Consider the following 21975-nt stretch of genomic DNA (forward strand, 5'->3'; position numbering starts at 1 on the left):
ACGTTACAACTCGGCAAGGGGATTAGTTCCCAAGAACAATCAGCTCTTTGCTCGACAATGTCAGTCGCTCGCACCCCAACTCTGTGACCAGCACATCGTCCTCGATCCGCACGCCGCCCAGACCCTCGATATAGACACCCGGCTCCACGGTCGCGACCATCCCCGCCGCCAGGACTACCGTTGCTTTAGGGGAGAATGTTGGCAATGGCAGATCATGAACCACGCGCCCCAGACCATGCCCCAGTCCGTGTGGCATCTCGCCGTAACCCGCGTTCTTGAGCATTTCGCGCGCCATCGTGTCCACGCTTTTCCCCTCAACACCGGGCTTGATCGCCGCGAGCGCCGCGAGCTGTGCACCTAAAACGGAGTCGTAGATATGGCGCATTTTTGCCGTTGGCTCCCCGCCGATCACCACGGTACGCGTGATGTCCGAACAGTAGCCCTCCCGTACGCAGCCAAAGTCCATTAAGATAAATTCCGGCCCGCCCGACGACCCTATCACCCGATCCGAAGCCCGTCCGTGAATCAGTGCTGAGTTTGCGCCGCTGCCCACAATCGGATCGAAGCTCAGCTTCTGCGCCCCGTGTGTCCGAAAATACGACTCCAGCTCCCACGCCACCCGCGCCTCGGTCATACCGACTTTGATAAAGCCACAAAGATGCGCAAAACAGGCATCGGCGAGCTGACAGGCCGCGCGGATCTTCGCCACCTCGCTGTCATCTTTGATCGCCCGAAGTGCCTCAACATCGCCCGAACGAGCAAAGACCGCCTGCTGCGCCCGATCATCCGGATCGAGTGTCTGCTCCAGCGTGCGGTAGGCGCTGTAGGGAATATGATCGGCCTCAAACCCGATACAGCTCACCCGATGATTTTCCCGGAGCCAATCCCCTGCTGCGACCAATAAAACACTCCCCGCAGGCAGCACAACCCGCTCGAAACCCGGAACCTCACGCTCGGCTTGGACGGCATAGCGCCCATCAGTGAAGAACAAAGCATCAGTCTTGGTCAGCACGACAAGCCCACTGGAGCCTGAAAACCCTGTCAGATAGCGCACGTTCTCGGGGTGGGAGACGATGAGCGCATCAATCCCCTGAAACTGCGCGGCCTCAAGCTCGAAGCGTGCCCGCAGCCCAGAGATCCGTGCGGGAAACGAAAAATCTTGCATGCGCGAAATTGTACCCGGTTTGCCCCCCGCCTGGCGGGGTTAGGGGGTAAAATCCCCCCATGTCTTCAATACAAACCATGCGCGGTGTGGCGTTTGCCCCGCGCGAGACGGTGCGCTTGGCGTTGATTGGCTGTGGTGGGCGCGGGCGCGGGATGCTGCGTGAGCTGCTCGCTTGCCCCGAAGTCCAGGTTGTCGCGGTCTACGATGTGAGTGACGAAGCCGCGCAGAAAGCGGCGAATGTGATCAGGGAGAAGGGCAAAACGGAGCCGAAGATTATTGTCGGCGGCGACGTGCGCCAGGTGCTGGATCCTAACACGACGGACCTTGCCTACATTGCGACGCCGTGGCCACAGCATGTTCCCTACGCGGTCGCGGCCATGGAGGCTGGGCTACATGCCGCTGTGGAAGTGCCCGCCGCCGTCACCCTTGCCGAGTGCTGGGCGATGGTGGAGACCAGCGAGCGCACCCGGCGGCACTGCATTCAGCTCGAAAACTGCTGCTACGGCGACAATGAGCTGATGATGGTTCACCTGGCGCGCACGGGCAAGCTAGGCACACTCACCCACGGCGAGGCGGCCTACATCCACGATCTGCGACACTTGCTCCTCTCCGACCAGAGCGAAGGTCTGTGGCGACGCGAGCCGCATAAGAACAGCGATGGGAATTTTTATCCCACCCATGGCCTCGGCCCCGTGGCGCAGGCCATGGGGATTCACCGGGGCGACCGGTTTACGCGCCTGATCTCCATGAGCAGCCGCGAGGCTAGCCTGACGGAGACGCGCAATGCGATTATCGAGGACGGCAATCCCAAGCGCAGTGAGCTCTACAAAGCGGGTGACATGAACACCAGCCTGATCCAGACCGCCAAAGGCCGGACCATTATGCTCCAGCACGATGTGGTCACGCCGCGCCCCTACAGCCGAGGAACGCTGCTCCAGGGCTCCAAAGGCGCGTTTCGTGACTGGCCCGCGGGTGTCTTTTTAGAGGCCGATCCCAAAACGCCACACCACGGCGGATGGGCCGACATCGCGACGATCAAAGAGGAGTTTGAGCACCCGCTCTGGAAGGAGCTGCGCGAGAAGGTCAAAGAACTAGGCAGTGGGCACGGTGGGATGGACTTCGTGATGAACTGGCGGCTGGTGCAGTGCCTCCACGAAGGGCTCGTCCCCGATATGGATGTCTACGATGCCGCCGCCTGGAGCGCTCCTGGCCCGCTCTCCGAGGACTCCGTACGCCTTGGCAATATGCCCGTCGAGTTCCCGGATTTCACGCGCGGGCACTGGGAATAAATCCCCTAACCCACGATACAATAACCGCTACCATGCCTGAAGAGATTGAGTTAACCGAAGAAGAGAGCGCCATGAGCGCCATTCACCCGGACCGCCTGCGCAAGCTGGAGGCACTACGCGCCAACGGGCGCGATCCGTTTGCCCACGAGCGCTGGGATCGCTCCTGCCAGCTCGGCGAGATTCGTGAAAGACACGAGACGCTCGCGGGGACATTGGTAAAAGTGGCGGGGCGGGTGAGCAGCCTGCGCCTGCCGTTTCTGGGCCTGCAAGATGCGTCGGGCGATGGCCAGGTATTTGTCTCCAAAGACGACGCGGCGGAGATTCAGGACTACGTGAAAGAGTTCGTGGACCTGGGCGACTTTGTGGGTGTCGAGGGTGAGGTTTTTCAAACACAAAAGGGCGACTGGGCTGTGCGTGTCACTAGCCTGGAGCTGATTTCCAAGGCGCTGCGCCAGCCGCCGTTTCCCAAAGTGTACTACAAGAACGGTGAGAAGCAGGTCAAGGGCGGGCTAAAAGATGTCGAGATTCGCTACCGTCAGCGCTACGTGGATCTCTTCGTCAACCGCGATGCCCGTGAAGTACTCCGCAAGCGTATGCAAGTCACCCGGGCCGTCCGCGAGTATCTGGACAGCGTTGACTACTTAGAGGTTGAGACGCCCGTGCTCGTGATGGATGCGACGGGCGCGGCGGCCCGGCCTTTCAATACCCTCCACAACGCCGAGAAGCTCGAAATGCACCTGCGTATCTCGCTGGAGCTGCCGCTTAAGCGCCTGATTGTTGGGGGCATTGAGAAAGTCTACGAGATCGGGAGGGTCTTCCGCAACGAGGGCGTGGACAGCGACCACAACCCGGAGTTTACCCTCCTAGAGCTCTACGAAGCCTACACGAATTTAGAGGGGATGATGGATATTGTCGAGAAGATGTTCCGGCATATCTGCAACACCGTGATCGGCGGCGATACTCTCAAGCTCCCCGACGGGACGGAGCTGGATTTTTCCAAACCCTGGCGTCGCCTGCCCATGCTTCAGGGAATCGAGGAGAACTCAGGAGGCCGCATCGTGCGCAGTGAGCTTCTGGACTTAGAGAACGCCAAGGCTGCGCTTGCCCGTGTGGGCGGCGACCCGAGCAAAGAGACGACCGTGGGCGGGATTATCGAAAAGCTCAATGAGATTTTGACCGAGCCGACGCTGATACAGCCGACTTTTATCACGGATTTCCCCTACGAGACCAGCCCGCTGGCCCGTAAGAAGCCCGGTGAGCCGCATCTGACGCGCCGCTTCGAGTGCTATATCGCGGGCCGCGAGACGGGCAATGCCTTCTCGGAGATCAACGATCCGCTGGATCAAAAAGAGCGTTTTGAGAACCAGGCGGGGCAGAAGGACGCGGGCGATGAAGAAGCACACCCCTACGACGCCGACTATATCCGCGCCTTAGAGTACGGGATGCCTCCCACGGGCGGCTTCGGGATGGGCTTAGACCGCGTGGCAATGCTCTTCACTGGTGCACAAAGCATTCGAGATATTATCTACTTCCCGTTGATGCGACCCGAATCTGGGCATTAAAATCCCCGACTAGCGCACCCGCTCGCCACAGTCCGGGCAACGGGCGAAGTCGTCGGGGACGATGTGGCCGCAGCGGTGGCAGTAGGCTTGATCCGGCTCGGAGAGTGCCTCTTCGGGCTGGATGTCTTCCGGCAGGGGCGAGTCCCAGAGTTTGTTGAGATCATACGGGTCACCGATTTCTTTCTTGACTTGCCAGGCTTGCCAGGTAGCGGCAAGCAGCCCGACCGCCATCAGGAGCAGTCCAAAAAGATGGCCCTCGCCCAAGCTGACCAGCCAGCCGGAGCCAGCCAGAACCAGCGACGCGATCACACCCGCCCACTGCCGGAAGAACTTCATTTTATTTCCCCCATGCCACTCTCCAGACGGATCCCGAGAAATCATCGGTGATGTAGAGCGCCTCGTCTAAACCAACCGCCACCCCGACAGGGCGACCCCACACGCGGTTTTCGTCCACGACAAAGCCCGTCAGGAAGTCCTCGTACTCACCCGTGGCCTGCTTGCCGTCTTTGAGTGGGACTCGGATCACTTTATAGCCCGTGCGCCGTGCCCGGTTCCACGAGCCGTGCTCACAGGCGAAGATATCCCCTTGGTAGGTCTTTGGGAAGCGCTTGCCTGTGTAGAACGCCAGATCCAACGAGGCGGAGTGCGACTGGAGCAGCACATCGGGAACGGTCACCTTGCCTTTTAAGTCGGGGCGCTTTCCGGCATGGCGTGGGTCTTCGTTGTCACCGAGGTAGTACCAGGGCCAGCCGTAGAACGCGTTCTCTTTCACGCTGGAAACATAGTCTGAGGGCAGCATGTCCCCCAGCCCATCGCGCTCATTGACGCTCATCCAGAGTGTGCCGTCCTTGGGGTTGGTCGCGAGCCCCACGGCGTTGCGAATCCCCGACGCGTAGACTTTACGATCTTTGCCCACTGGCGTGTAAGAGAAAATCCGAGCGCGGCGCTCCTCTTCGTCTAAGTTCTCCGTGTTTACATTGGTGAGGGAGCCGATGGAGACGTACATCCGGGTCTCGTCTTTGGAGAAGGCGATATCGCGTGTCCAGTGCCCACCGCCGCGCAGTCGTCCGCCGCCAGAGAGATCACCGACCACCACTTCCGCCTCGCCACGGGGGGCCAGATCCCCCACTCGATACGGGAAACGCACCACCGAGTCCGTGTTGGCAACATAGACCCACTGCGGGTTCTTGGCGGGAAAGAACGCCAGCCCAAATGGTTGCCTGAGGCGCGTCGCAAACGCCAGCGTCAGCTCCGGTTTACCATCGCCGTCGGCATCGCGGATCAGCTTCACGCGGCCACGATCTGACTCCACCACAAATAAATCCCCGTTGGGTGCGGTCTGGATCACACGGGGGCCTTCCAGCCCCTCGGCATAGCGCGTCACTTTGAATCCGGCGGGCGCTTTAGGTAGTGCACCTTCTGGCCGAGGAGCCCACTGCGGGCCACGATCCACCGACGGCGTATCAAATGGTTTGGGCAGATCCGCCGTCGTGAGCTTGCGACGCACCCCGGGCGCATCGGTACTCCAGTCTCCCAGCGCCGCTTTCCCTGTCAAAACCCCGGACTGTTGGGCCAGCGCACACGCGCCTCCCGCCAGCACTACCCCAGCAAGAACTATCACTCTCCGATTCTTCATGCGAAGATTGTACCTCTGTGCAGCCGCGTTTTCTCCGCTGGAATTTTGTGGTCTAATACAGCCCATGAATAACAAGAACAAATCCACTCTGATACTGCACGGCTGGGGCGGCAACAAGCCCGATCACTGGCAGGAGCACCTCGCCGCCACGCTAACGAATGCGGGCCAGACGTTGCACTACCCCAAGCTCCCCGAGCCAACGGCACCGAACCTCGACCTCTGGATCGCGGGCCAGGAGGCCGCATTCGCCGCAGCCGGTGATCCCGATAATCTCACCGTCGTCTGCCACAGCCTCGGAGCCATCACCTACTTGCACGTCGCTTCCCGCTCTAGTAAGAAGCTCGCCGAGCGCGTGCTGCTGGTCGCCCCGCCCTACGTCGTCCCCGGCATCCCCCCGTGGAGCGCCCCTGCCACGGTGGACACGTTCTTCCCGCCGCCCCTCAATCCCGAAGCCATCGCCCAAGCAGCAACAGTCACCCACCTGGTTGGCGGCAACGACGACGACTACGCGACCTGGGAGCAGATGGAAACCTACGCCAAGCGCCTCGGGATTGAGTGCACCGTCCTGACGGGCGGGGGCCATATCAGCCCGTACTGGGGCTACGGCAAGTGGCAGTGGGTCGAGGACTGGTGCCTCGGAAACGCCGAGCTGCCGCCCGTCGGCAACAAATAGAGAGTGTCAGGGTGCGGCTTGCGCAAACCGCAGCCGCATCCCGTCAATCTCGACATTCAGTGCCGCCATAATCTCAGCGATACGCTCCATACTCGCGCTTTTGTACTCGCTGGACTCGTAGCGCTGGATCTGCTGCTCCTTCAGCCCGAGGCGCTCTGCAAGCTCCTTCTGCGTCATGTCCGACGCAATCCGAGCACGAATCAGAGCGCGGGGAAGCTCCGCAAACGAGCGGACTTCCAGCGGCTGAGCACTTGCCAGAAGCGCCTCATACTCCGCCACTTCCGCTTGAAGTGTCTCTAGCTGCCCACGAATGGCATCCTCCTCAAGCTGGCGCTGCTTTGGTGGGAGCGCATTTGCCTGCTCGGAAGTCAGGAACTCAGCTAGTGTTTTCTCGAAGCGCCGCACCCAGGATTTCGTGATCCGGTACTGGCGCTGGTTCAAGATCGCTGCCATTTAATTTCCTCAAATCTAGTTTCACGATCCCCTTCGGTATCCCGTTGCGGTCGTGCTGGAAGAACTCCAGAAAAGTCTCGCCGTTGCCTGCACCGGTGCTCGCAGGAAACAGCTCACCGCCAAAACGCGCTTTCATCTGGCTGCGTGGAGGGCGAAGCCTGAAAAAGATCGAATCAAGCCGATCAAAATCTACGCCCGTGGTGTCCCAGCAAGCATCAAAATCACCCGGCAACTCCTTCGCCGTAGTGAAACTACCGTTCACATAAACGGCCTGACAACCCACCTCTTTCAGCAGGCGCAAGGCATCTTTCAGCCCCTCAATCTGACGACGACGCGTCGGGTTTGTCCCGAGGCGCGAAACAAACTCAGCCCAACTCTCTGGCTCATGGATACCAATGGGGAAATTCCCACTGGCTCATGGATACCAATGGGGAAATTCCCACTTCGGTCGAAACACATCAACATAATTTCTCCAGGCTACATAAAATGACATAGTCATCTTTATAATAAATTTATTTTCAAACCAAAAATAACTCTTGTTTGTGTTTTTATCTTGTTTGTGTTTTTATCTTGGTAAGAGTCTTCCGACGTAACACAACTATATCATTGGGTTTTAAGAATGTCAATACCCAAACACAACTTTTTTGCCATGTTCATAGTCCCTCCTGTCGCGGAGCGACTTTGTGGCGCTTGCGCCCGCCGCGAAGCGGGGCCCGCGTCGTTCATGACGCAGGGTAAACTGAATCGTATGGACTGGATGCGCATTGTAGGGGAGCGGAAGATCAAGGAGGCGATGGATGCGGGAGTGTTCGACGACAACCCGCTCAAAGGCCAGCCCCTAAACTACGACGAAGACATGGGCTTGCCGCCGGAGCAGCGCATGGTGAAGAAAATCCTCAAGAACGCTGGGGCGCTCCCGCAGTGGATGCAGCTTGAGGTGGACATCAAGCGGGAGCTCGAGGCGGTGACGAAACAAAAAGAGCGGGCGCTCAAGCTACTCGATAAAGCGCCGCTGGAGAGCCGGGAGCGAGTAAAGGTGCGCCTGCGCACTGAGCTGAAAGAGTCCATGAGCGCGGTCAATACACTGGTTCTCCAGTACAACATGATCTGCCCATCGGGCTACGCGCGGCCTTTTCGTAGCTACAGCATCCCCAAAGAAATGGAAGAGTTTGGCACATGATTGATCTGTACTCGGATACCAAAACCAAGCCGACGGCGGCGATGCGGGCGGCGATGGCGGCGGCTGAGGTTGGGGACGATCACTTTGGGGAAGACCCGACCGTGCAGGCGCTCCAGGACTTTCTAGCGGAGAAGCTTGGTAAAGAAGCGGCACTATTTTTACCCTCGGCAACCATGGCCAATCAGATTGCGCTGAAGGTTCACACGCAGCCGGGCGATTCGGTGATCTGCCACGAGCTGTGTCATATTCGCTTGTTCGAGGGCGGTACTCCGGCGGTACTCTCCGGGGTGATGCTAGATGTGGTGACGGGTGAGCGGGGAGTCTTCACAGGGGACCAGGTGAGGGCGGCAATTCGTCCCAGCGGCCCCTACTTTCCGCCCACCCGCTTGGTGTGTGTGGAGAACACGCATAACTTCTGTGGTGGCGCAGTCTGGACAATGGCGGAGCTAGACGATGTGGTGGTTGCGGTGCGCGAGGCCGGGCTTAAGCTACACCTCGATGGCTCACGGCTCTTCAATGCAGCGGTGACGCTTGGCGGCGTGGAGGGGGCATGGGCCATGGCGCAGCGCTTAGTCCGCGATTTTGACACGGTGACGGTCTGCTTGACCAAGGGGCTGGGAGCACCTATTGGGGCTTTGCTGCTGGGAACCAAAGAGCCGATTGAGGTTGCGCGGCGCTGGAAGCATGCCATCGGTGGGGCGATGCGCCAGAGCGGGATCGTTGCTGCGGGGGGGCTCTACGCACTCCAGCACCACCTTCCCCAGCTTGCCTTGGACCACGAAAACGCTCAGATTCTAGCGCAAGGACTCGCCGAAATTCCCGGGCTCAAGCTCTCCCCGTGGCCGGAGACCAATCTGGTGTTTGTCGATATTGCGGGTACGGGCCTTAGTGGCGATGCGTTCAAGGCCCGGCTCAAAGCTCAAGGTGTCGTCTGCTCGGGGAGCGGTAGCCGTCCCCGGTTTGTGACCCATTTAGGAGTCGGTCGGGCCGAAATTTCTGAGGCGCTCACTGTGATCCGGGCGGTGTGCAGTTAGGGTGTGCCGGCTACGGGCTTAGTACTTTGCCATCGTCGGGTCAATGTCGTCGGCCCACGCAAGAATTCCCCCCTTGAGGTTCCAGAGGTTGGTAAAACCATTCGCCTGAAGAAATAACAGCGCGTCGGCGCTCCGGCGACCGCTGCGGCACTGAAGGACAATCTCCGCATCGGGATCGAGGTCTCCCATGTGTTGGGGAATCGTGTTTAGGGGGATAAGCCGTGCACCCGGAATCCGGCACAGCTCGAACTCATTGGGTTCACGCACATCAATCAAAAGAAATTCATCGCCGCGATCTAGCTTTACTTTCAGCTCCGTGGGCGTCATCTCACGCATCGTTGTTACTCCTGTGGGGCATTGTACCCCAGTGTTATCGGCAAGCTCCTGGAGGGTTGGCGTGTTTCCACAGGCCCCGCACGCCGGATTTCGGGGCAGGCGAAGCTCGCGAAACCGCAAAGTGAGTGCATCGAGCAGGAGCAAGCGCCCGACCAGCGGTAGCCCGATTCCAAGCAGCAGCTTCAGTGTCTCCGTGGCCTGAATCGTCCCCACCAGTCCAGGCAACACGCCCAGCACCCCTGCCTCGCTACACGATGGCACGGTTCCCAGTGCCGGGGGATTCGGATGGAGACAGCGGTAACACGGCCCACCGGGCAGAAAGACACTCACCTCGCCCTCGAAGCGATGGATCGCGCCGTGGACGTGGGGAATGCCTAGCAAAACACTCGCATCGCTGACCAGGTAGCGGGTGGGAAAGTTATCCGCGCCATTGACAATTGCGTCTGCCCCGCGCAGAAGCGCAGCGGCATTTGCTGCAACCAGGCGCACGCGGTGGGCTTCGATGAGAATCAGTGGGTTCTGTGCCCGGAGCACAGCCGCCGCAACCTCGGCTTTGGCCTGCCCGACATCGCTGTCTCGGTAGAGAATCTGGCGCTGTAAGTTCGAGCGATCTACAGCATCGTCATCAATGACGCGAATCGTGCCCACTCCTGCGGCAGCGAGATACTGGAGCGCCGGACAGCCCAGCCCCCCTGCCCCGACCACCGCGACCGTGGCCGCCTTGAGTCGTTTTTGGCCCGCCAACCCGAGTTCTGGTAATAACAAATGCCGGACATAGCGCTCGCGCTCCGTGGAAGAAAGATCCATTGTGGAAGAACTATCAGTCATCGCCGTCGGGCTCCTCCGTATCCTCATCCAGAGTGAGCAGGGAGAGCACTGCAATGCGCCCGGCCTTCAACGCCTCGGCGTAGGCACCGGCGGGAGCGGCTCCAAACGTGAGTAAGCGCTGCACCGCAGGCGCATCGCCATCACGAGCGGCAAGCATTAATGCCGTCGCGTCCTGTTCATCGGGCGTATTGAGGTTGGCACCGCAGAGTAGCAAGAAGCGCAGGGCATCATCCCCGGCGACGGCGGCTTCGTAGAGGGCCTGGGTGTCCGCACGTGTGTGCTCCAGGCGCGCCATCTGGAGCGGCAGTAGCTCCGGAATTTCTCCTAGAAGCTCGCGCAGCTCCCCCGAGGTGACGTGACGCAGTAGAGTCGGGTCAGCCCCGCGTGCCAGAAGCAGCCGCGCGAGCTCGGGCTGATCCGTGAGCACCGCGACATCTAGGGGCGTTCCCAGCGTCCGGGTTCCCGCATTGGGGGAGGCTCCCACGGCCAGCAATCGCTCGACCAGCTCAGTGCGACCTCGGGCAATCGCACCCATCAGAGGCGTTTCCAGACCCGAGATGGGCGCATCGAGCAGTGTCCCCGGGCGCGGCCAGAGCTCGGAGGCACGCGCCGCATCGCCCATTGCAATCGCTTCGAGGAACCCAATGGTTGCTCCAGCCTGGGTGAGAAGTATTGTCACACGAAGATTCTCCGCTGTCAGCGCCACAAGAAGTGGGGTGTGCCCGAAGGCGTTGCGCCCATTGATCAGCGTGCCATCGTCTATCAGGCGGGCCACCAGTGTTGGATCCCCCCCCTCTGCGGCGGCATGGAGCAGCGTGTCGTCGGCACGGCCACGCAGGGGCAGAAAATCGGGCAGATCATCCCCGGGCACGAGCGCTTTCCAGAGCCGCACATCCCCCACGCGGAGCGCACGGTGCAGCGGGGTATCGTGATCTCCCGCCCGCTCCGTCGGCGCTGCCCCGCCTTCCAGGAGCAGTGCCAGAACACTGCCCGCCGTGGCACTCTGGACATAGAAAATCGCGGTGTGCCCCCACCGATCCCGCGCCGTGGTGCGCGCTCCTGCACGCAAAAGTGTCTCCACGAGAGCCGCATCACCGCGTCGCACTGCCCACATCAGCGGGGTCGGCTTGTCACCTTCCACCTCGCCTTCGGGACGCGCTCCGTGGCTCAAGAGTAGCGTGACCAGCGCCGTGTCGCCGCGCCGGATGGCAAGGTGCAGGGGGCCAATTCCAGTCTCATCGCGCTGATCAGGGTTCGCACCGAAGGCCAAAAGCCGCTCCGTGATCTCAAAGCGCCGCTCATCCACCGCCCACCAGAGCGCCGTGCGCCCCCACTCATCGCGCTGGTTGACAGCCGCTCCGTTTTCAACAAAGCGCTTAACGATCTTAGCGTAGCCCAGTGCCGCCGCGCCCCAAAGAGTCGTCCAGCTGTGGGGACAGAAGCGAACCGGCGCGGCCTTACTGCGAATCGGAGCTGGCGCATAGCGCCCCATGCGTAGCAAATCCTCACGCACATCGCGGTACTGACGGAGCTTACTCGCCCGCCGCGCTCGCTTCCAGGAGAAGGCCATGGCGCTATTGTACCGTGCCTTTCTACCGTACCAAGGGTACAATCCGCGTGATGTCATTCGATAGTGGTTCCGACCTTCCCGATCAGATTATTCGACAAATTCTGGGCAAAGCCGCCGAGGTGGCAGGCGAGGTGCGGGAGCTTTTTGAGAGCGTGGACTCCCGCCGTGAACTGATGCGCCACCAGCTGATTCTGGCCAGCCGGATACTCCACACCACGCAGCTTCCCGAGGTAATTGCGCCTCCGTGCTGCGCCGTAGACGGCGGCGCGGCGGTGGAGAAGGGCCTGGGTATGGACACGGCGCTGGCAGTGGCTGTGGGCGTGGAGGGCCTGGGAGGATCGGGGCTGTGGCGCGAGACCCCGTTCGCCGCATGGCAGAAAACGCTCCCGCACGAAGGCGATGCCACGGGGAGCACTTGCCGCGCCGTGATGACCACACTAGAGCTCTCGCTGCTTGCTAACGCCCCCCATCCCGTTGTGCTCCTAGATGGCTCGCACCTGACGCCCGTGATCTCGCTCAACGCCGCGCTGAGCATTCGAGACGACGGGCTCCGGCAAGAGCTGGCCGAGAACTTTGCGCAGTACAAGACCGCAGAAGCGCTGCACGCCGCAATGTTTAAGCCAGAGATCGTCGCTTTAGTGAAGTACGACGGCACGCGGGATCTGGGCGAGACCTGGCTGGGTGGCCAGCTCAAGCTCGACGACCGCACGACCATGACACTGCTGCTCCAGACCGATGAGTACACCGAACCCGTGCCGCTGGGGCTGACACAAAAGAGCAAGCGCAACTGGATTGCCAAGGAAATTCAGAAACTCACCCCCTCCGATGCGATTCGTGAAGAAGTGCGTGAGGCTGTGAATGAGGCCGTCTCCCAGGTGCGCACCGACGGGCTCTTTGCCACCTACTACAAACCACAGCCCTGGAGCCCTGCCTACCGGCTAGAGATCAAAAAAGAGATCGCGCAGACTCCCGAGAGGCTCGCGCAGGTCTTCGCCGTGATTAAAGCACAGGTGATCAGCCCCGAGATTCGCGAACCCTACCCGCAGTACGTCGCCGACCGAATGGCCAAGTCCGTCGGCGATGCTCTCGTGGCGCTGCGCACCGCCGTTCACTACGACCTTGCCGATGCCGGACTTTCGGAGTATGTTGCACTGGTAGCCCACTCGTACCGGACGGAGGCCTTGTGATTACAACAAACGACTATTTCAACTCGGAGGAGAGTATTACTGCTGCTCTGCCACACAACCATGAGCTCCTTCCTCACCACACCAATATTGAGCGTGTCGAGCGACGGATCTTTGAGATCCATGTCCACTGGAGACACAACGCCACTCTGATCGCCTTGGGCTTCTTCAGCTTCGTGATCACGAATATCTCCTTGGCACTCTGGCTGGCTGTGTCTTTTCAAAAGGCGGATACACCCACGCACTATTTTATTTGTTTAGCTGCTCTGGTCTTGATTGTGTTCCTGTTCCTCGCCGCCCACTCCCTTCAGGTTGCCACTGACAGTCTCAAGAAATCAGACAAACACATCAACGCCCTGGAAGAGGAAGTCCAGCGCATCACCAGCAATACCGGATATACGTTGAATAAAGAAGTCATGCCGCTTGATTTCTACCTAAGAAACCTGAGCCTGATGCGGGCCATGCTGTACCTTCTGCTTCCCCTCTGGGTTGCTCTGCCCGCTCTGCTCCTGTATTTCAGCAAAGCGGAGACGTCCGCCCATCCCACCAAACAAGTCCTCTCAAAGCCAATGGAGCAACAAAAACGTGGAAAAAATTAGACTCGTTATCGCCGAAGACCAGACCATGATGCGCGAGAACCTGGCGCAGATTCTCGCCCTCGAAGACGATATTCAGGTGGTCGGTACCGCATCAGATGGCGAGCGGGCCCTCTCTGTCTGTCGCGCCCAGAAGCCCGATGTGCTCCTCACCGATATTGGCATGCCCAAGCTCAACGGTATCCAGGTCACGGAGACGATCCGCCAGGAGCTCCCCAACACGCAAGTCGTCATTCTGACGATCTACGGCGACGATGACAAAGTCTTTGCGGCGATCAAAGCCGGTGCGCTCGGCTATGTTTTGAAAGACTCCCCGCCCGAGGATGCGCTGGCCGCCATCCGCGCCGTGGCGCGTGGTGAGTCGCTACTCAATCCCGTGCTGATCACCCGCATTCTGGCCGAGTTTGGACGACTCACGACTCAGAAAGCCGCCGATAACGCCGTCTTTGCCCACCTCACGGACCGCGAGCGCGAGGTGCTGGGGCTGATAGGCAAGGGCATGCGCAACAAAGAAATCGCCGACGCGCTCTTCATCTCCGAGAAGACCGTCAAGAATCATATTTCCAAGATTTTTGAGAAGCTGGAAGTAAACTCCCGCGCCGAGGCCGCGCTCCTGGCCGCCCGACAGGGGCTGGTATAGAAATCACCTGCGAAGGCTAAAGAATGCCTAGCTTGGTGCACACGCTGCGCCAGGTGCTGGAAAAGGGAAAGGCGTCTGCCAGAGTATAGAAACGCTGGGGGTCAGTGAGGCGTGGGTAGAGGGTGACAGCCACTTCCTCTTTTCCCTCGCTGAAGTTGAATAGGCCAACTAGGACACGAAGCTGGCTACAGGTGAGGTAGCTGCTACGTGTGGCAAGGCGCACGGTGCTGAGCTTGTCCTCCGGGAAGCTACGGCGCTTGACGGAGTCCACGACATCACGGAACTCGTCGTCGCGCAGGGCGAGACGCGGCACTTCCAAGTACGCATAAGCGCTCTGGCGCACGAGATCTCGCTCTAAATCGCGTGCGTCCCGTTCGGCCTGATCCAGAAGCGTCTCCAGGCGACGTTGATCATTTTCTCGGTCCCGGCGGGTCTCCCGCTCGCGGGCCGTGCCACTATCTTTACTTTGTGCGGCCAGCACCCGACGGAGCAGCTCGCGTGCGTCCGCCATGTCCACCGCCAGACGATGGGCGCGCTCCTCTGGGAGCATCGCGCGCCCTGTAGTCCGTATCTCTCGAGATTTTTGCATATATTAGTGTACACTAAAAACGCTCGCCAGAAGGAAAACGGGCGTTCACCGACGAATCAAGCGGGGTGCAGACGATTCGAATCCCCAAAGAAACCGCTCGGGCGTTTCTTATCCGTGCCTTTGCGCTAGAGAGCTGGCAGAGCCTCCCCGACACCGAAGCGGCGATTCAGCGGCTGGAGTTTGTGCAGGAGGACTCTATCCCGATCTGTGGCCGGATGCATGATTTGATCCTGTGGCCCCGCGTGAAAGACTACACGCCCCAAAAGCTCGCCGACACCCTCTATGGCAGCGAGAGTTCCCCTGCGAGCGCCTTTGAGATCCATTTTCCTAATCTCGCAGCACTTCCCCATGCCGACTACCCGTATTTTGTGCGCCGCAAGAAAGCCCGCACACAGACGCCAGGGCGCTGGGAGGGGTTGCTTCCCGAGGAAGAGCCCGTCGCGGAGGCATTTTTGGCAGCGCTGGACACCCACGGACCGCTTTCGACGCGCCGTCATGGAAATGACTTCGGACACATGCTCTCCGGCTGGGGGACGCGCTCCACCGTGATCTCGCAGGTGGCGGAGAAGCTCTGGCTACACGGGAAGCTCGGGATTGCGCACCGCAAGAACTTTGAGCGCTACTTTGATCGCCTGGAGCGTGTCGCCCCGGAGCTGGCACAGTGGCACGCCGACGATGCCACGCTCCCGGAACCGGAAGAGACAGCGCGTTATCTTGCCCGCAAGCGCCTCAAGGCAAAAGCGCTCTTTCGCCCCCGGCGAGACGATTTTGCAACGCTCGGCGAGAGCGCGTTTTGCAAAGTGGAGATAGAGGGACTCACCAAGCCCTGGTACTGCCTCATCGAAGACATTTTGCATCTCTCCCCTCCCTCTTCTCAGGTGCCTTGCGCACATGGAAGGTTATTAGCCCCCCTCGATCCGCTGATCTACGACCGGCAGCGCAACCGCGAGATCTTTGACTTTGACTACACCTGGGAGGTCTATGTCCCGGCGGCAAAACGCAAGTGGGGCTACTACGTTCTGCCTATACTTCTGGGCGACAGGCTCATTGGAAGAGTGGACTTAAAGCGCGAGACGAAGACGGATACGCTGCAGGTGCTTTCTCTCTCACTGGAGAACAGTCTCGAGGCGCAGACTGTCGCGGAAACCGTTGCACTTTGCCTTAAAAATCTCGCAAGCTTTTTGGAAGTGAGCCAAGTTATCATTATGGGAACCTGTCCCGTCGCTATTTGCAAGTCACTTGCATCTTTGCTTGACATTAGGAGAGCGAAGCGGTAAACTTCTGCGGCCTGAATGGGAACATTCTCTCTGGCTTATCCGTACTAATTCGGGGGCACGTTTCTTGCGTCGCTCCTCGTCATCGTTTATAACAAAAACATTCCCAAACGCACTCGTGGAGCGGCGCGGCCCAACGACAGGGCACTTCGCTTCGCATAAGGAGCTTTCGTATGGCGGCAGCCATAGAAATTAAAAACCTGACTAAACAGTACCCTGTCCCCCTGAAGCGCGAGGTAGTCAACGCAGTGGACAACCTCTCCGTGACGGTGGGAGAAGGCGAAGTTTTTGGCTTCCTGGGCGCCAACGGCGCCGGAAAGACAACCACGATTAAAATCCTGCTGGGGCTGATCTTCGCCACGCAGGGAGAAGCTTATGTCCTGGGAAAACCCGCCGGGGATATCGAGGCAAAACACAAGATCGCCTATCTTCCTGAGTCGCCCTATTTCTACGAGCACATGACCGCTCTTGAGATCGTGACTTTTTATGCGCAGCTCTTTGGCATGAAGTACGAAGACGCCAAAAAGAAAGCCGCCGAGCTCGTGGACTTTGTCGGGCTGGGTGGCAAGAGCGATGTCAACAAACGTGTCGCGGAGTTCTCCAAAGGAATGCGCCAGCGCGTCGGTATTGCTCAGAGCCTGATCAACGACCCGGATCTCCTCTTTTACGATGAGCCAACCTCGGGTCTGGACGCCATTGCACGTCGTGATATTCGCGACCTGATGCTGGATCTCAAGCGGCAAGGCAAGACAATGTTCCTCTCCAGCCACCAGCTTGAGGATGTCGAGATGGTCTGTGGGCGTGCTTCGATTATCCATAAGGGCAAGCTCCAGGTCATTGGCACCATGGACGAGCTTCTGGGCGGCGAGCGGGTAGAGGTGACAGTTGCAAAGCCGTCGGCGGAGCTTACCGGCAAGCTAGGGAACCTGGCAAGCACGACCTTTGATGACAAGCTGACGATCACCATCCCGAACTCGGATGTCGGCGGACTTCTCGATACCATCCGGAGCGCAAAGGGGGATGTCTTCTCTGTCATTCCCAAGAAACGCCGTCTAGAAGATCTCTTTGTCGAGATCGTCGGTGAGCGCATTGATGCAGCCACCGGAAGTCTGGCGTCCACCGGCGACCGCACCGTCGAGGGCAGCGATGCCAAACCGACCGTGAACAAGTATAAGGACTTGATGGATAAATAAATGAATACTTCCCTTGTTATTGCACGAAATACAATTAGCGAAGCCCTACGCAAGAAAGTTCTCAATGCCTTCCTCATGGTGGGCTTTGCGATGCTGGTCCTCACCTTCGCATTCCAGCAGTTCGCCCCCCGCCAGGAGCTAACGCTCGTCAAAGGCATGGGCCTTGGGATTATCTCAATGGCGGCGCTGCTGATCACCGTCATCCTCTCGATCAACCTCATCCCCGCTGAGATCGAGCGCCGCACGATCTACACTATCCTCTCCAAGCCCGTCCGTCGCCCAGAGTTCCTGCTGGGCAAGTACTTTGGCGCCGCCAGCACCATCTTCATCAATGTTGGACTGATGGGGCTTGCTTTTGTGATCGCAATCGCCCTCAAACAGCGTGGCGCAGAGGGTCTGTTCGGCCCGCTGAACATGCTCAAGGGCGTGTTGATGATCTACATGCAGATGGCGCTGCTGAGTGCACTGGCGATCTTCTTCTCCACATTCCTGTCGCCCTTGGTGAACTTCTTCCTGACATTTTCTATGTTTATCGTGGGCAACCTCTCCAGCTTTACATTGGATCTGGCGAAGAACACGCAAAATGTCCTGGCGAAAGGGTTCTTCACGGCGGTGCACTACCTCGTGCCTAACTTTGGCAACTTTAACTACACCAACCCGCTTGTGCAGGCCAATGTGCAGGTGAAGTCCGAGGCGGTACTGCTCACACAGAACTGTATCTACGCGGTGGTCTATGCCACAGTGCTACTGATTCTCTCCATCCTGGTCTTTGATCGGCGCGAGGTGTGATGATGAAAAATTTCCTAGATGCGGTGCGAGGTAACCCAAAGCTCGCCGCCGGTGCACTGGCACTGCTGGCAGTCCAGGGCCTTCTTCAGGCCAGGATTGACCCGCTCCGCCGCCAACCCGCAGTCGAGCCGCCCTCAATGATCAAGTCCACGGGGGGGCTGCCCTTCGAGTACTCCCTCGCTGCGATTTCGGGCTTCCGGCAGGTGATCGCGGGGCTGCTCTGGGTGCGCGCGGACTCGTTCTTCCACTCGGGCAACTACGATGCGATCCTGCCACTCCTGCGCCTGATCACGTGGCTCGATCCCAACTGGCTGGATGTCTACGCGACGGGTGCCTGGCACCTGATGTACAACTTCACCGATACCGACCAGCGCTCGGATCGCCGTTACTTGCCGGTGGGTCTTGCCCTGCTCAATGAGGGAATCGCGGCGAATTCCACGGTCTTTGACCTCTATAAAGAAAAGGGTTGGAACCTTTTTGACAAGGTGAAAGATTTCAAGTTGGCAGCGGATGCTTACAAAGCCGGGCGCGATGCCGATCCTAATCACGATATCAACCAAATAGAGCACCTGCTCGCCCACTGTGTCGAGCGCTCTGGTGATCCCGAGGGGGCGATTGCTGCCTGGGCAGATGCCATGCGGCGACACAAGGTACTCTGGGATGCCTCCAAGGGTGTCGCAGGCAAGGAAGACATTGAGAGCCGCAACCGCCAGGGCTACAACAATGCGTCGAAAAACTTCCGTATCATGAAAGTCCGTAGCTACTGCCGTCCTAGAGACATCGCGCGTCTAGGCCTCGTAGAGGCAAGTTTGGGGGTTAAAGTCACTCGGATTCGCCCCCGTGTTCTGAGAGTCGAAGGAAGCTGGAACCTGGTCGGATGCCTGAAAGATCAGTACGACGATCTCAGCTTCGATGACAAAGGTGATCCTAAGTCCGCCACGATCTCTAGCGGAATTGTCATGGATGGCCCCGTTGACGGAGCCCGTGTTGATGTTCGCTTGCAAAATGCAGGCTATGTCATGCCGGACTCCCAGAACTTTAGCTTCGAAGTGTCCGATGACTTGACCATCATGCAGGACTCGCTTAGCTCACGCGGGGGACGACGAACTTTGAAGGGAACGCCCTATCAGTTCAACCCTGGCGGTGCAGGCGATCAAAACCTGGAGCGTGCGGGGATCTATTCCTACAAGGATCAAGCCAGTGCGCCTAAGGGAATCTCGGCGGCGCAAGCCTTGGCATCGGGACAGATCTCCCCCATAGGTCAGCTCCAACTGGTGACCTTCATCTTCCCCCCGATGACGCACCAGAAGAAGTTCTACACCCTGGCAGATCTCCCAGCGCTTCTGAGTGAGCTTAAGTCTGACCCAGCGCGTATGGCTCAGCTTGAGACAAAGAAGATCCTAGTGGCGACAGAGGACAAGCTTGCACTGAGTGAGTTTGGCAAAAATCGCGAACTGGACATGAGCAAGGATCCGAAGATGTACGGCTTCAAGACCGACCTCTACGACCTGATTGTCTCCTTTAGCCCACGGAGCGCCCCGGATTTTGTTCAAGACCGCCTAGGCTGGAATGGGGAGGGCCTGAAGGACAAGCGCTACCTCCGGTCGGATGTTAAGCTCGGCCAGCAGATGCTCTACTTGAAGCTCAAGCTGACCAAAGAAGACATCAACGGGTCGGATAAAAAAGTCCTATTTGACGACAGCGCGGGTATCGGACTGGACAAGCTCCAGAAGTAGCCCTCGTGACAAACGCACAAAGGCCCCGGAGCCGCTGGCTCCGGGGCCTTTGTGCGTTACGATAGGCACTTCTGGAGCTTCGCTAGAAAGAGTGGCGCACTGGGGCCAATCACACGCACTGTGAGCTGCTCTTTGCCTTGCGTGAGACCTTCGGGGAGCGTATAGGTCTCGACTATGTGTCGGTGCTTTTCAAGAACGAGCGCTGGGGCAGCGATCTGCTCGCCCTCCACTGCGACGGTAAATTCTACATCGCCCTCTTGTGGTGGCCCCCAGGTGCAGACAAGCTCTACGGGAGTATCGGGCAGGCTACGCAAGGTGAATGAAAACCAGCCGTTTTCTTTTTCCACTTGGCGGAACTTCCAGGCGCTGCGCTCGCCGCCGATAAAGCCCTCGCCGGTGAAGTGATGGTCGCGCTCCGGCTGCATCTGATGGGGCGAGAAGGTATCGAGGAGCTTGGTTCGCTCTGCGTGCTCCCGGGCTTCGGTGGCGCGGTAGGTAGTTTCTTGTGCTTTCCAGTCCTTGAGCGAGAAGGTGTCAAAGTAGACGCACTGCCGATGCCCGTGGAGCTGGTAGAACGGCACCAAGGCAATGCCCTCACGCTCAAACGTCCGGGCTTTGGGATTGAGAAGCACCGGCGCAGAGGGAATCTGTGCATTGAACGGCTCTCCCCCATCCGTATCGCCGGGCAGCGGCGCAGCTCCGAGATCGGCGGCAAGCACCACCGGGCCGTCGAGAAGCGCTATTTTCTGTGACGCACCGAAAAGCGGCTCCAGAGAGCGTTTTTTCGGGAAGGTCACTGTCTGGTTGCGAATGTCCTGCCATTGGATCACCGAATACCCTGCCCAAGACGGCATGCGTAAGCGGACGGCAATATCGCTAGGGCCGGTGACGGTGAAGTGCACGGTATCGCTGTCTGGGAAGGCGGTCTCCTGGCGCACCGTCAGCCCCCACTCAGGTAAATGCACCTCAGAGGCAAGAAACTGCGTGACATAGAGCACCCGGTGCTTGGCATCCCTAAAGTAAACGCCGTCGCCGTAGCGGGTGTGGTTTTCCCAGCTTGTGCCCACGCAGCACCAGAACGAGTCCTCGGGGGTGGAGTAGGTCTTGAAGTGCCCGGAGAGCAGCGAGACAAAGTAGCAGACCATGCCATCGGCGGGGTTCTGGCTGGCAAGGATGTGGTTGATCCGCACGCGCTCCATAAAGTCGGCGTACTCGGCACGTGGCTCCCAACAGAAAAGCTGCGTCGTGAGCTTGAGCATGTTGTAGCTATTGCACGTCTCGCAGGTCGTGTTCGTCAGCCGCCCCGACAACTCTCCCACAGGTCCAAAGTGCTCGCCGCTTCCGTGCCCACCGATTACATAGCTATGGCTCTGCGTTACAAAGCGCCAGAAGTTCTCCGCAATGCGCCTGTACTTCTCGTTGCCAGTCACTTCGTAGAGCCGGGCGCAGCCAATGATCTTGGGAATCTGCGTGTTGCCGTGCAAGCCCGGCAGGCAGTCCGTCCCGTCGGCGAGCGGGTCTAAGACGGCGCAGTGATAGAACTTCTCGGCCATTTCTAGGAAGCGCACTTCGCCCGTGAGCGCATACAGCTCGGTAAAAGATTCATTCATCCCGCCGAACTCGCAGCTAAGCATTGTCTGCCACTGTGCATCATTAAGATTTGCTGTCACCTCAATCGCCCAATTGCCGAGTTTGGTGACGAGGCTGAGGGCCAGCCCCCCATCCCCCGCCCGGCGGGGGGGGACGAACAATCGTGCCGCATCCAATAGCCCCGCAAAGAGCTTGTGCAGGTTGTACCAGGGCACCCAGCAGTCGTTGAGATCGAAGTTACGCGCACGAACCACGCCCGCACGTAGCTCGTCAAAGACCCGGTCGGCATCGGGCATTCCGCCGATAAAACCATCGGGGTGAGCGTCTTGACAGCGCTTTAGCTCAGAGAGAATGAGCGCGACTCGCTCCGTAAAGCGCGGGTCATCCCCGGGGGCTTCTACGGCGAGCCGCACACACGCCGAGAGATAATGCCCAAGTGAGTGACCCGACAGGCTCTGTTGCTCCCAGCCGCCGTACGCCTCGCCGCAGGGGAGTAATCCCGCGTTTTGGTAGAAGCCATGCAGTAGGCGCTTGGGATCAAGGGACAGAAGCCAGGCGGCGTTACGGTCACGGGCAGCGGCGAAGGGGCCAGCGCCTAGACGGACGTGGCGGGGATCGAGCGGAACAAGGTGATTGGGCATGTCGCTGGCATTTTACG

20 protein-coding genes and 1 pseudogene are annotated in these 21975 nt (G+C 59.3%); 12 read left to right on the forward strand and 9 right to left on the reverse strand.

Annotated elements, in window-relative coordinates; all coding sequences use genetic code 11:
- Window positions 1–22: 22 nt before the first annotated feature.
- Complete coding sequence (locus ACH2ED_RS03200; RefSeq protein WP_395088765.1) at window positions 23–1165, reverse strand: M24 family metallopeptidase; 1143 nt, start codon at window positions 1163–1165, stop codon at window positions 23–25.
- Between the two features lie 59 nt (window positions 1166–1224).
- Between ACH2ED_RS03200 and ACH2ED_RS03205 the strand changes: the two genes are divergently transcribed.
- Both ACH2ED_RS03205 and lysS read left to right on the forward strand, forming a co-directional pair.
- The gene (locus tag ACH2ED_RS03205) at window positions 1225–2454 is read left to right on the forward strand and encodes a Gfo/Idh/MocA family protein (protein WP_395088766.1); all 1230 of its coding nucleotides are present in this window, start codon (window positions 1225–1227) and stop codon (window positions 2452–2454) included.
- 32 nt (window positions 2455–2486) lie between these two features.
- Window positions 2487–4016, forward strand: a complete 1530-nt coding sequence (gene lysS / locus ACH2ED_RS03210) for a lysine--tRNA ligase (protein ID WP_395088767.1) — start codon at window positions 2487–2489, stop codon at window positions 4014–4016.
- Between the two features lie 9 nt (window positions 4017–4025).
- Here lysS and ACH2ED_RS03215 read toward each other — a convergent pair whose 3' ends face one another.
- Complete coding sequence (locus ACH2ED_RS03215; RefSeq protein WP_395088768.1) at window positions 4026–4352, reverse strand: hypothetical protein; 327 nt, start codon at window positions 4350–4352, stop codon at window positions 4026–4028.
- A gap of 1 nt (window position 4353) precedes the next feature.
- Window positions 4354–5652 carry a PQQ-dependent sugar dehydrogenase gene (locus ACH2ED_RS03220; protein ID WP_395088769.1) on the reverse strand — a complete coding sequence of 433 codons (1299 nt, stop codon included), beginning with the start codon at window positions 5650–5652 and terminating at the stop codon, window positions 4354–4356.
- 64 nt (window positions 5653–5716) lie between these two features.
- On the opposite strand from ACH2ED_RS03220, the gene ACH2ED_RS03225 reads away from it, so the two are divergent.
- Entirely contained in the window at window positions 5717–6325 is a 609-nt protein-coding gene (locus tag ACH2ED_RS03225; protein WP_395088770.1) for an RBBP9/YdeN family alpha/beta hydrolase, read from the forward strand.
- Between the two features lie 6 nt (window positions 6326–6331).
- Here ACH2ED_RS03225 and ACH2ED_RS03230 read toward each other — a convergent pair whose 3' ends face one another.
- Window positions 6332–6778, reverse strand: a complete 447-nt coding sequence (locus ACH2ED_RS03230; protein WP_395088771.1) for a helix-turn-helix domain-containing protein — start codon at window positions 6776–6778, stop codon at window positions 6332–6334.
- A pseudogene (locus ACH2ED_RS03235) lies at window positions 6702–7178 on the reverse strand (DUF6932 family protein); the annotation flags it as partial. The pseudogene ACH2ED_RS03235 and the gene ACH2ED_RS03230, both read right to left, overlap by 77 nt.
- 249 nt (window positions 7179–7427) lie before the next feature.
- On the opposite strand from ACH2ED_RS03235, the gene ACH2ED_RS03240 reads away from it, so the two are divergent.
- The gene (locus ACH2ED_RS03240; RefSeq protein ID WP_395088772.1) at window positions 7428–7958 is read left to right on the forward strand and encodes a DUF1992 domain-containing protein; all 531 of its coding nucleotides are present in this window, start codon (window positions 7428–7430) and stop codon (window positions 7956–7958) included.
- A complete protein-coding gene (locus ACH2ED_RS03245; protein ID WP_395088773.1) occupies window positions 7955–8992 on the forward strand; it encodes a threonine aldolase family protein in 1038 nt (345 codons plus the stop codon). The genes ACH2ED_RS03240 and ACH2ED_RS03245 overlap by 4 nt, the downstream gene beginning before the upstream one ends.
- An 18-nt stretch (window positions 8993–9010) precedes the next feature.
- Here ACH2ED_RS03245 and moeB read toward each other — a convergent pair whose 3' ends face one another.
- Window positions 9011–10156, reverse strand: a complete 1146-nt coding sequence (moeB, locus tag ACH2ED_RS03250; RefSeq protein WP_395088774.1) for a molybdopterin-synthase adenylyltransferase MoeB — start codon at window positions 10154–10156, stop codon at window positions 9011–9013.
- Window positions 10149–11726: an ankyrin repeat domain-containing protein gene (locus ACH2ED_RS03255; protein WP_395088775.1), complete on the reverse strand. Its 1578-nt coding sequence runs from the start codon at window positions 11724–11726 to the stop codon at window positions 10149–10151. Before ACH2ED_RS03255 ends, moeB begins: the two co-directional genes overlap by 8 nt.
- Before the next feature lie 50 nt (window positions 11727–11776).
- Here ACH2ED_RS03255 and ACH2ED_RS03260 point away from each other — a divergent pair, with 50 nt between their 5' ends.
- Genes ACH2ED_RS03260 through ACH2ED_RS03270 form a run of 3 tightly spaced genes read left to right on the forward strand, consistent with a single transcriptional unit; the run spans window position 11777 to window position 14146 of the window.
- Window positions 11777–12913, forward strand: a complete 1137-nt coding sequence (locus ACH2ED_RS03260) for a DNA double-strand break repair nuclease NurA (RefSeq protein ID WP_395088776.1) — start codon at window positions 11777–11779, stop codon at window positions 12911–12913.
- On the forward strand, window positions 12910–13509 hold the full coding sequence (locus tag ACH2ED_RS03265; protein ID WP_395088777.1) for a hypothetical protein: 600 nt from the start codon (window positions 12910–12912) through the stop codon (window positions 13507–13509). Before ACH2ED_RS03260 ends, ACH2ED_RS03265 begins: the two co-directional genes overlap by 4 nt.
- Window positions 13496–14146, forward strand: a complete 651-nt coding sequence (locus ACH2ED_RS03270) for a response regulator transcription factor (protein WP_309687434.1) — start codon at window positions 13496–13498, stop codon at window positions 14144–14146. Before ACH2ED_RS03265 ends, ACH2ED_RS03270 begins: the two co-directional genes overlap by 14 nt.
- 16 nt (window positions 14147–14162) lie before the next feature.
- On the opposite strand, the gene ACH2ED_RS03275 is transcribed toward ACH2ED_RS03270, so the two are convergent.
- Window positions 14163–14735: a DUF4476 domain-containing protein gene (locus tag ACH2ED_RS03275; protein ID WP_395088778.1), complete on the reverse strand. Its 573-nt coding sequence runs from the start codon at window positions 14733–14735 to the stop codon at window positions 14163–14165.
- A 65-nt stretch (window positions 14736–14800) separates the two neighbouring features.
- Here ACH2ED_RS03275 and ACH2ED_RS03280 point away from each other — a divergent pair, with 65 nt between their 5' ends.
- The 4 genes from ACH2ED_RS03280 to ACH2ED_RS03295 all read left to right on the forward strand — a co-directional run bounded on the left by ACH2ED_RS03280 (window position 14801) and on the right by ACH2ED_RS03295 (window position 19727).
- Entirely contained in the window at window positions 14801–16012 is a 1212-nt protein-coding gene (locus ACH2ED_RS03280) for a DNA glycosylase AlkZ-like family protein (RefSeq protein WP_395088779.1), read from the forward strand.
- A gap of 170 nt (window positions 16013–16182) precedes the next feature.
- Window positions 16183–17202: an ABC transporter ATP-binding protein gene (locus ACH2ED_RS03285; RefSeq protein WP_395088780.1), complete on the forward strand. Its 1020-nt coding sequence runs from the start codon at window positions 16183–16185 to the stop codon at window positions 17200–17202.
- A complete protein-coding gene (locus ACH2ED_RS03290; RefSeq protein WP_395088781.1) occupies window positions 17203–17991 on the forward strand; it encodes an ABC transporter permease in 789 nt (262 codons plus the stop codon). It abuts the gene before it with no gap.
- Complete coding sequence (locus ACH2ED_RS03295) at window positions 17991–19727, forward strand: tetratricopeptide repeat protein (protein WP_395088782.1); 1737 nt, start codon at window positions 17991–17993, stop codon at window positions 19725–19727. The genes ACH2ED_RS03290 and ACH2ED_RS03295 overlap by 1 nt, the downstream gene beginning before the upstream one ends.
- A gap of 56 nt (window positions 19728–19783) precedes the next feature.
- Here the strand turns inward: ACH2ED_RS03295 and ACH2ED_RS03300 are convergent, their stop codons facing one another.
- Window positions 19784–21958 carry a beta-L-arabinofuranosidase domain-containing protein gene (locus tag ACH2ED_RS03300; protein WP_395088783.1) on the reverse strand — a complete coding sequence of 725 codons (2175 nt, stop codon included), beginning with the start codon at window positions 21956–21958 and terminating at the stop codon, window positions 19784–19786.
- Window positions 21959–21975 lie beyond the last annotated feature (17 nt).

It is taken from the genome of Armatimonas sp., from assembly GCF_043757465.1.
Classification (GTDB): domain Bacteria; phylum Armatimonadota; class Armatimonadia; order Armatimonadales; family Armatimonadaceae; genus Armatimonas.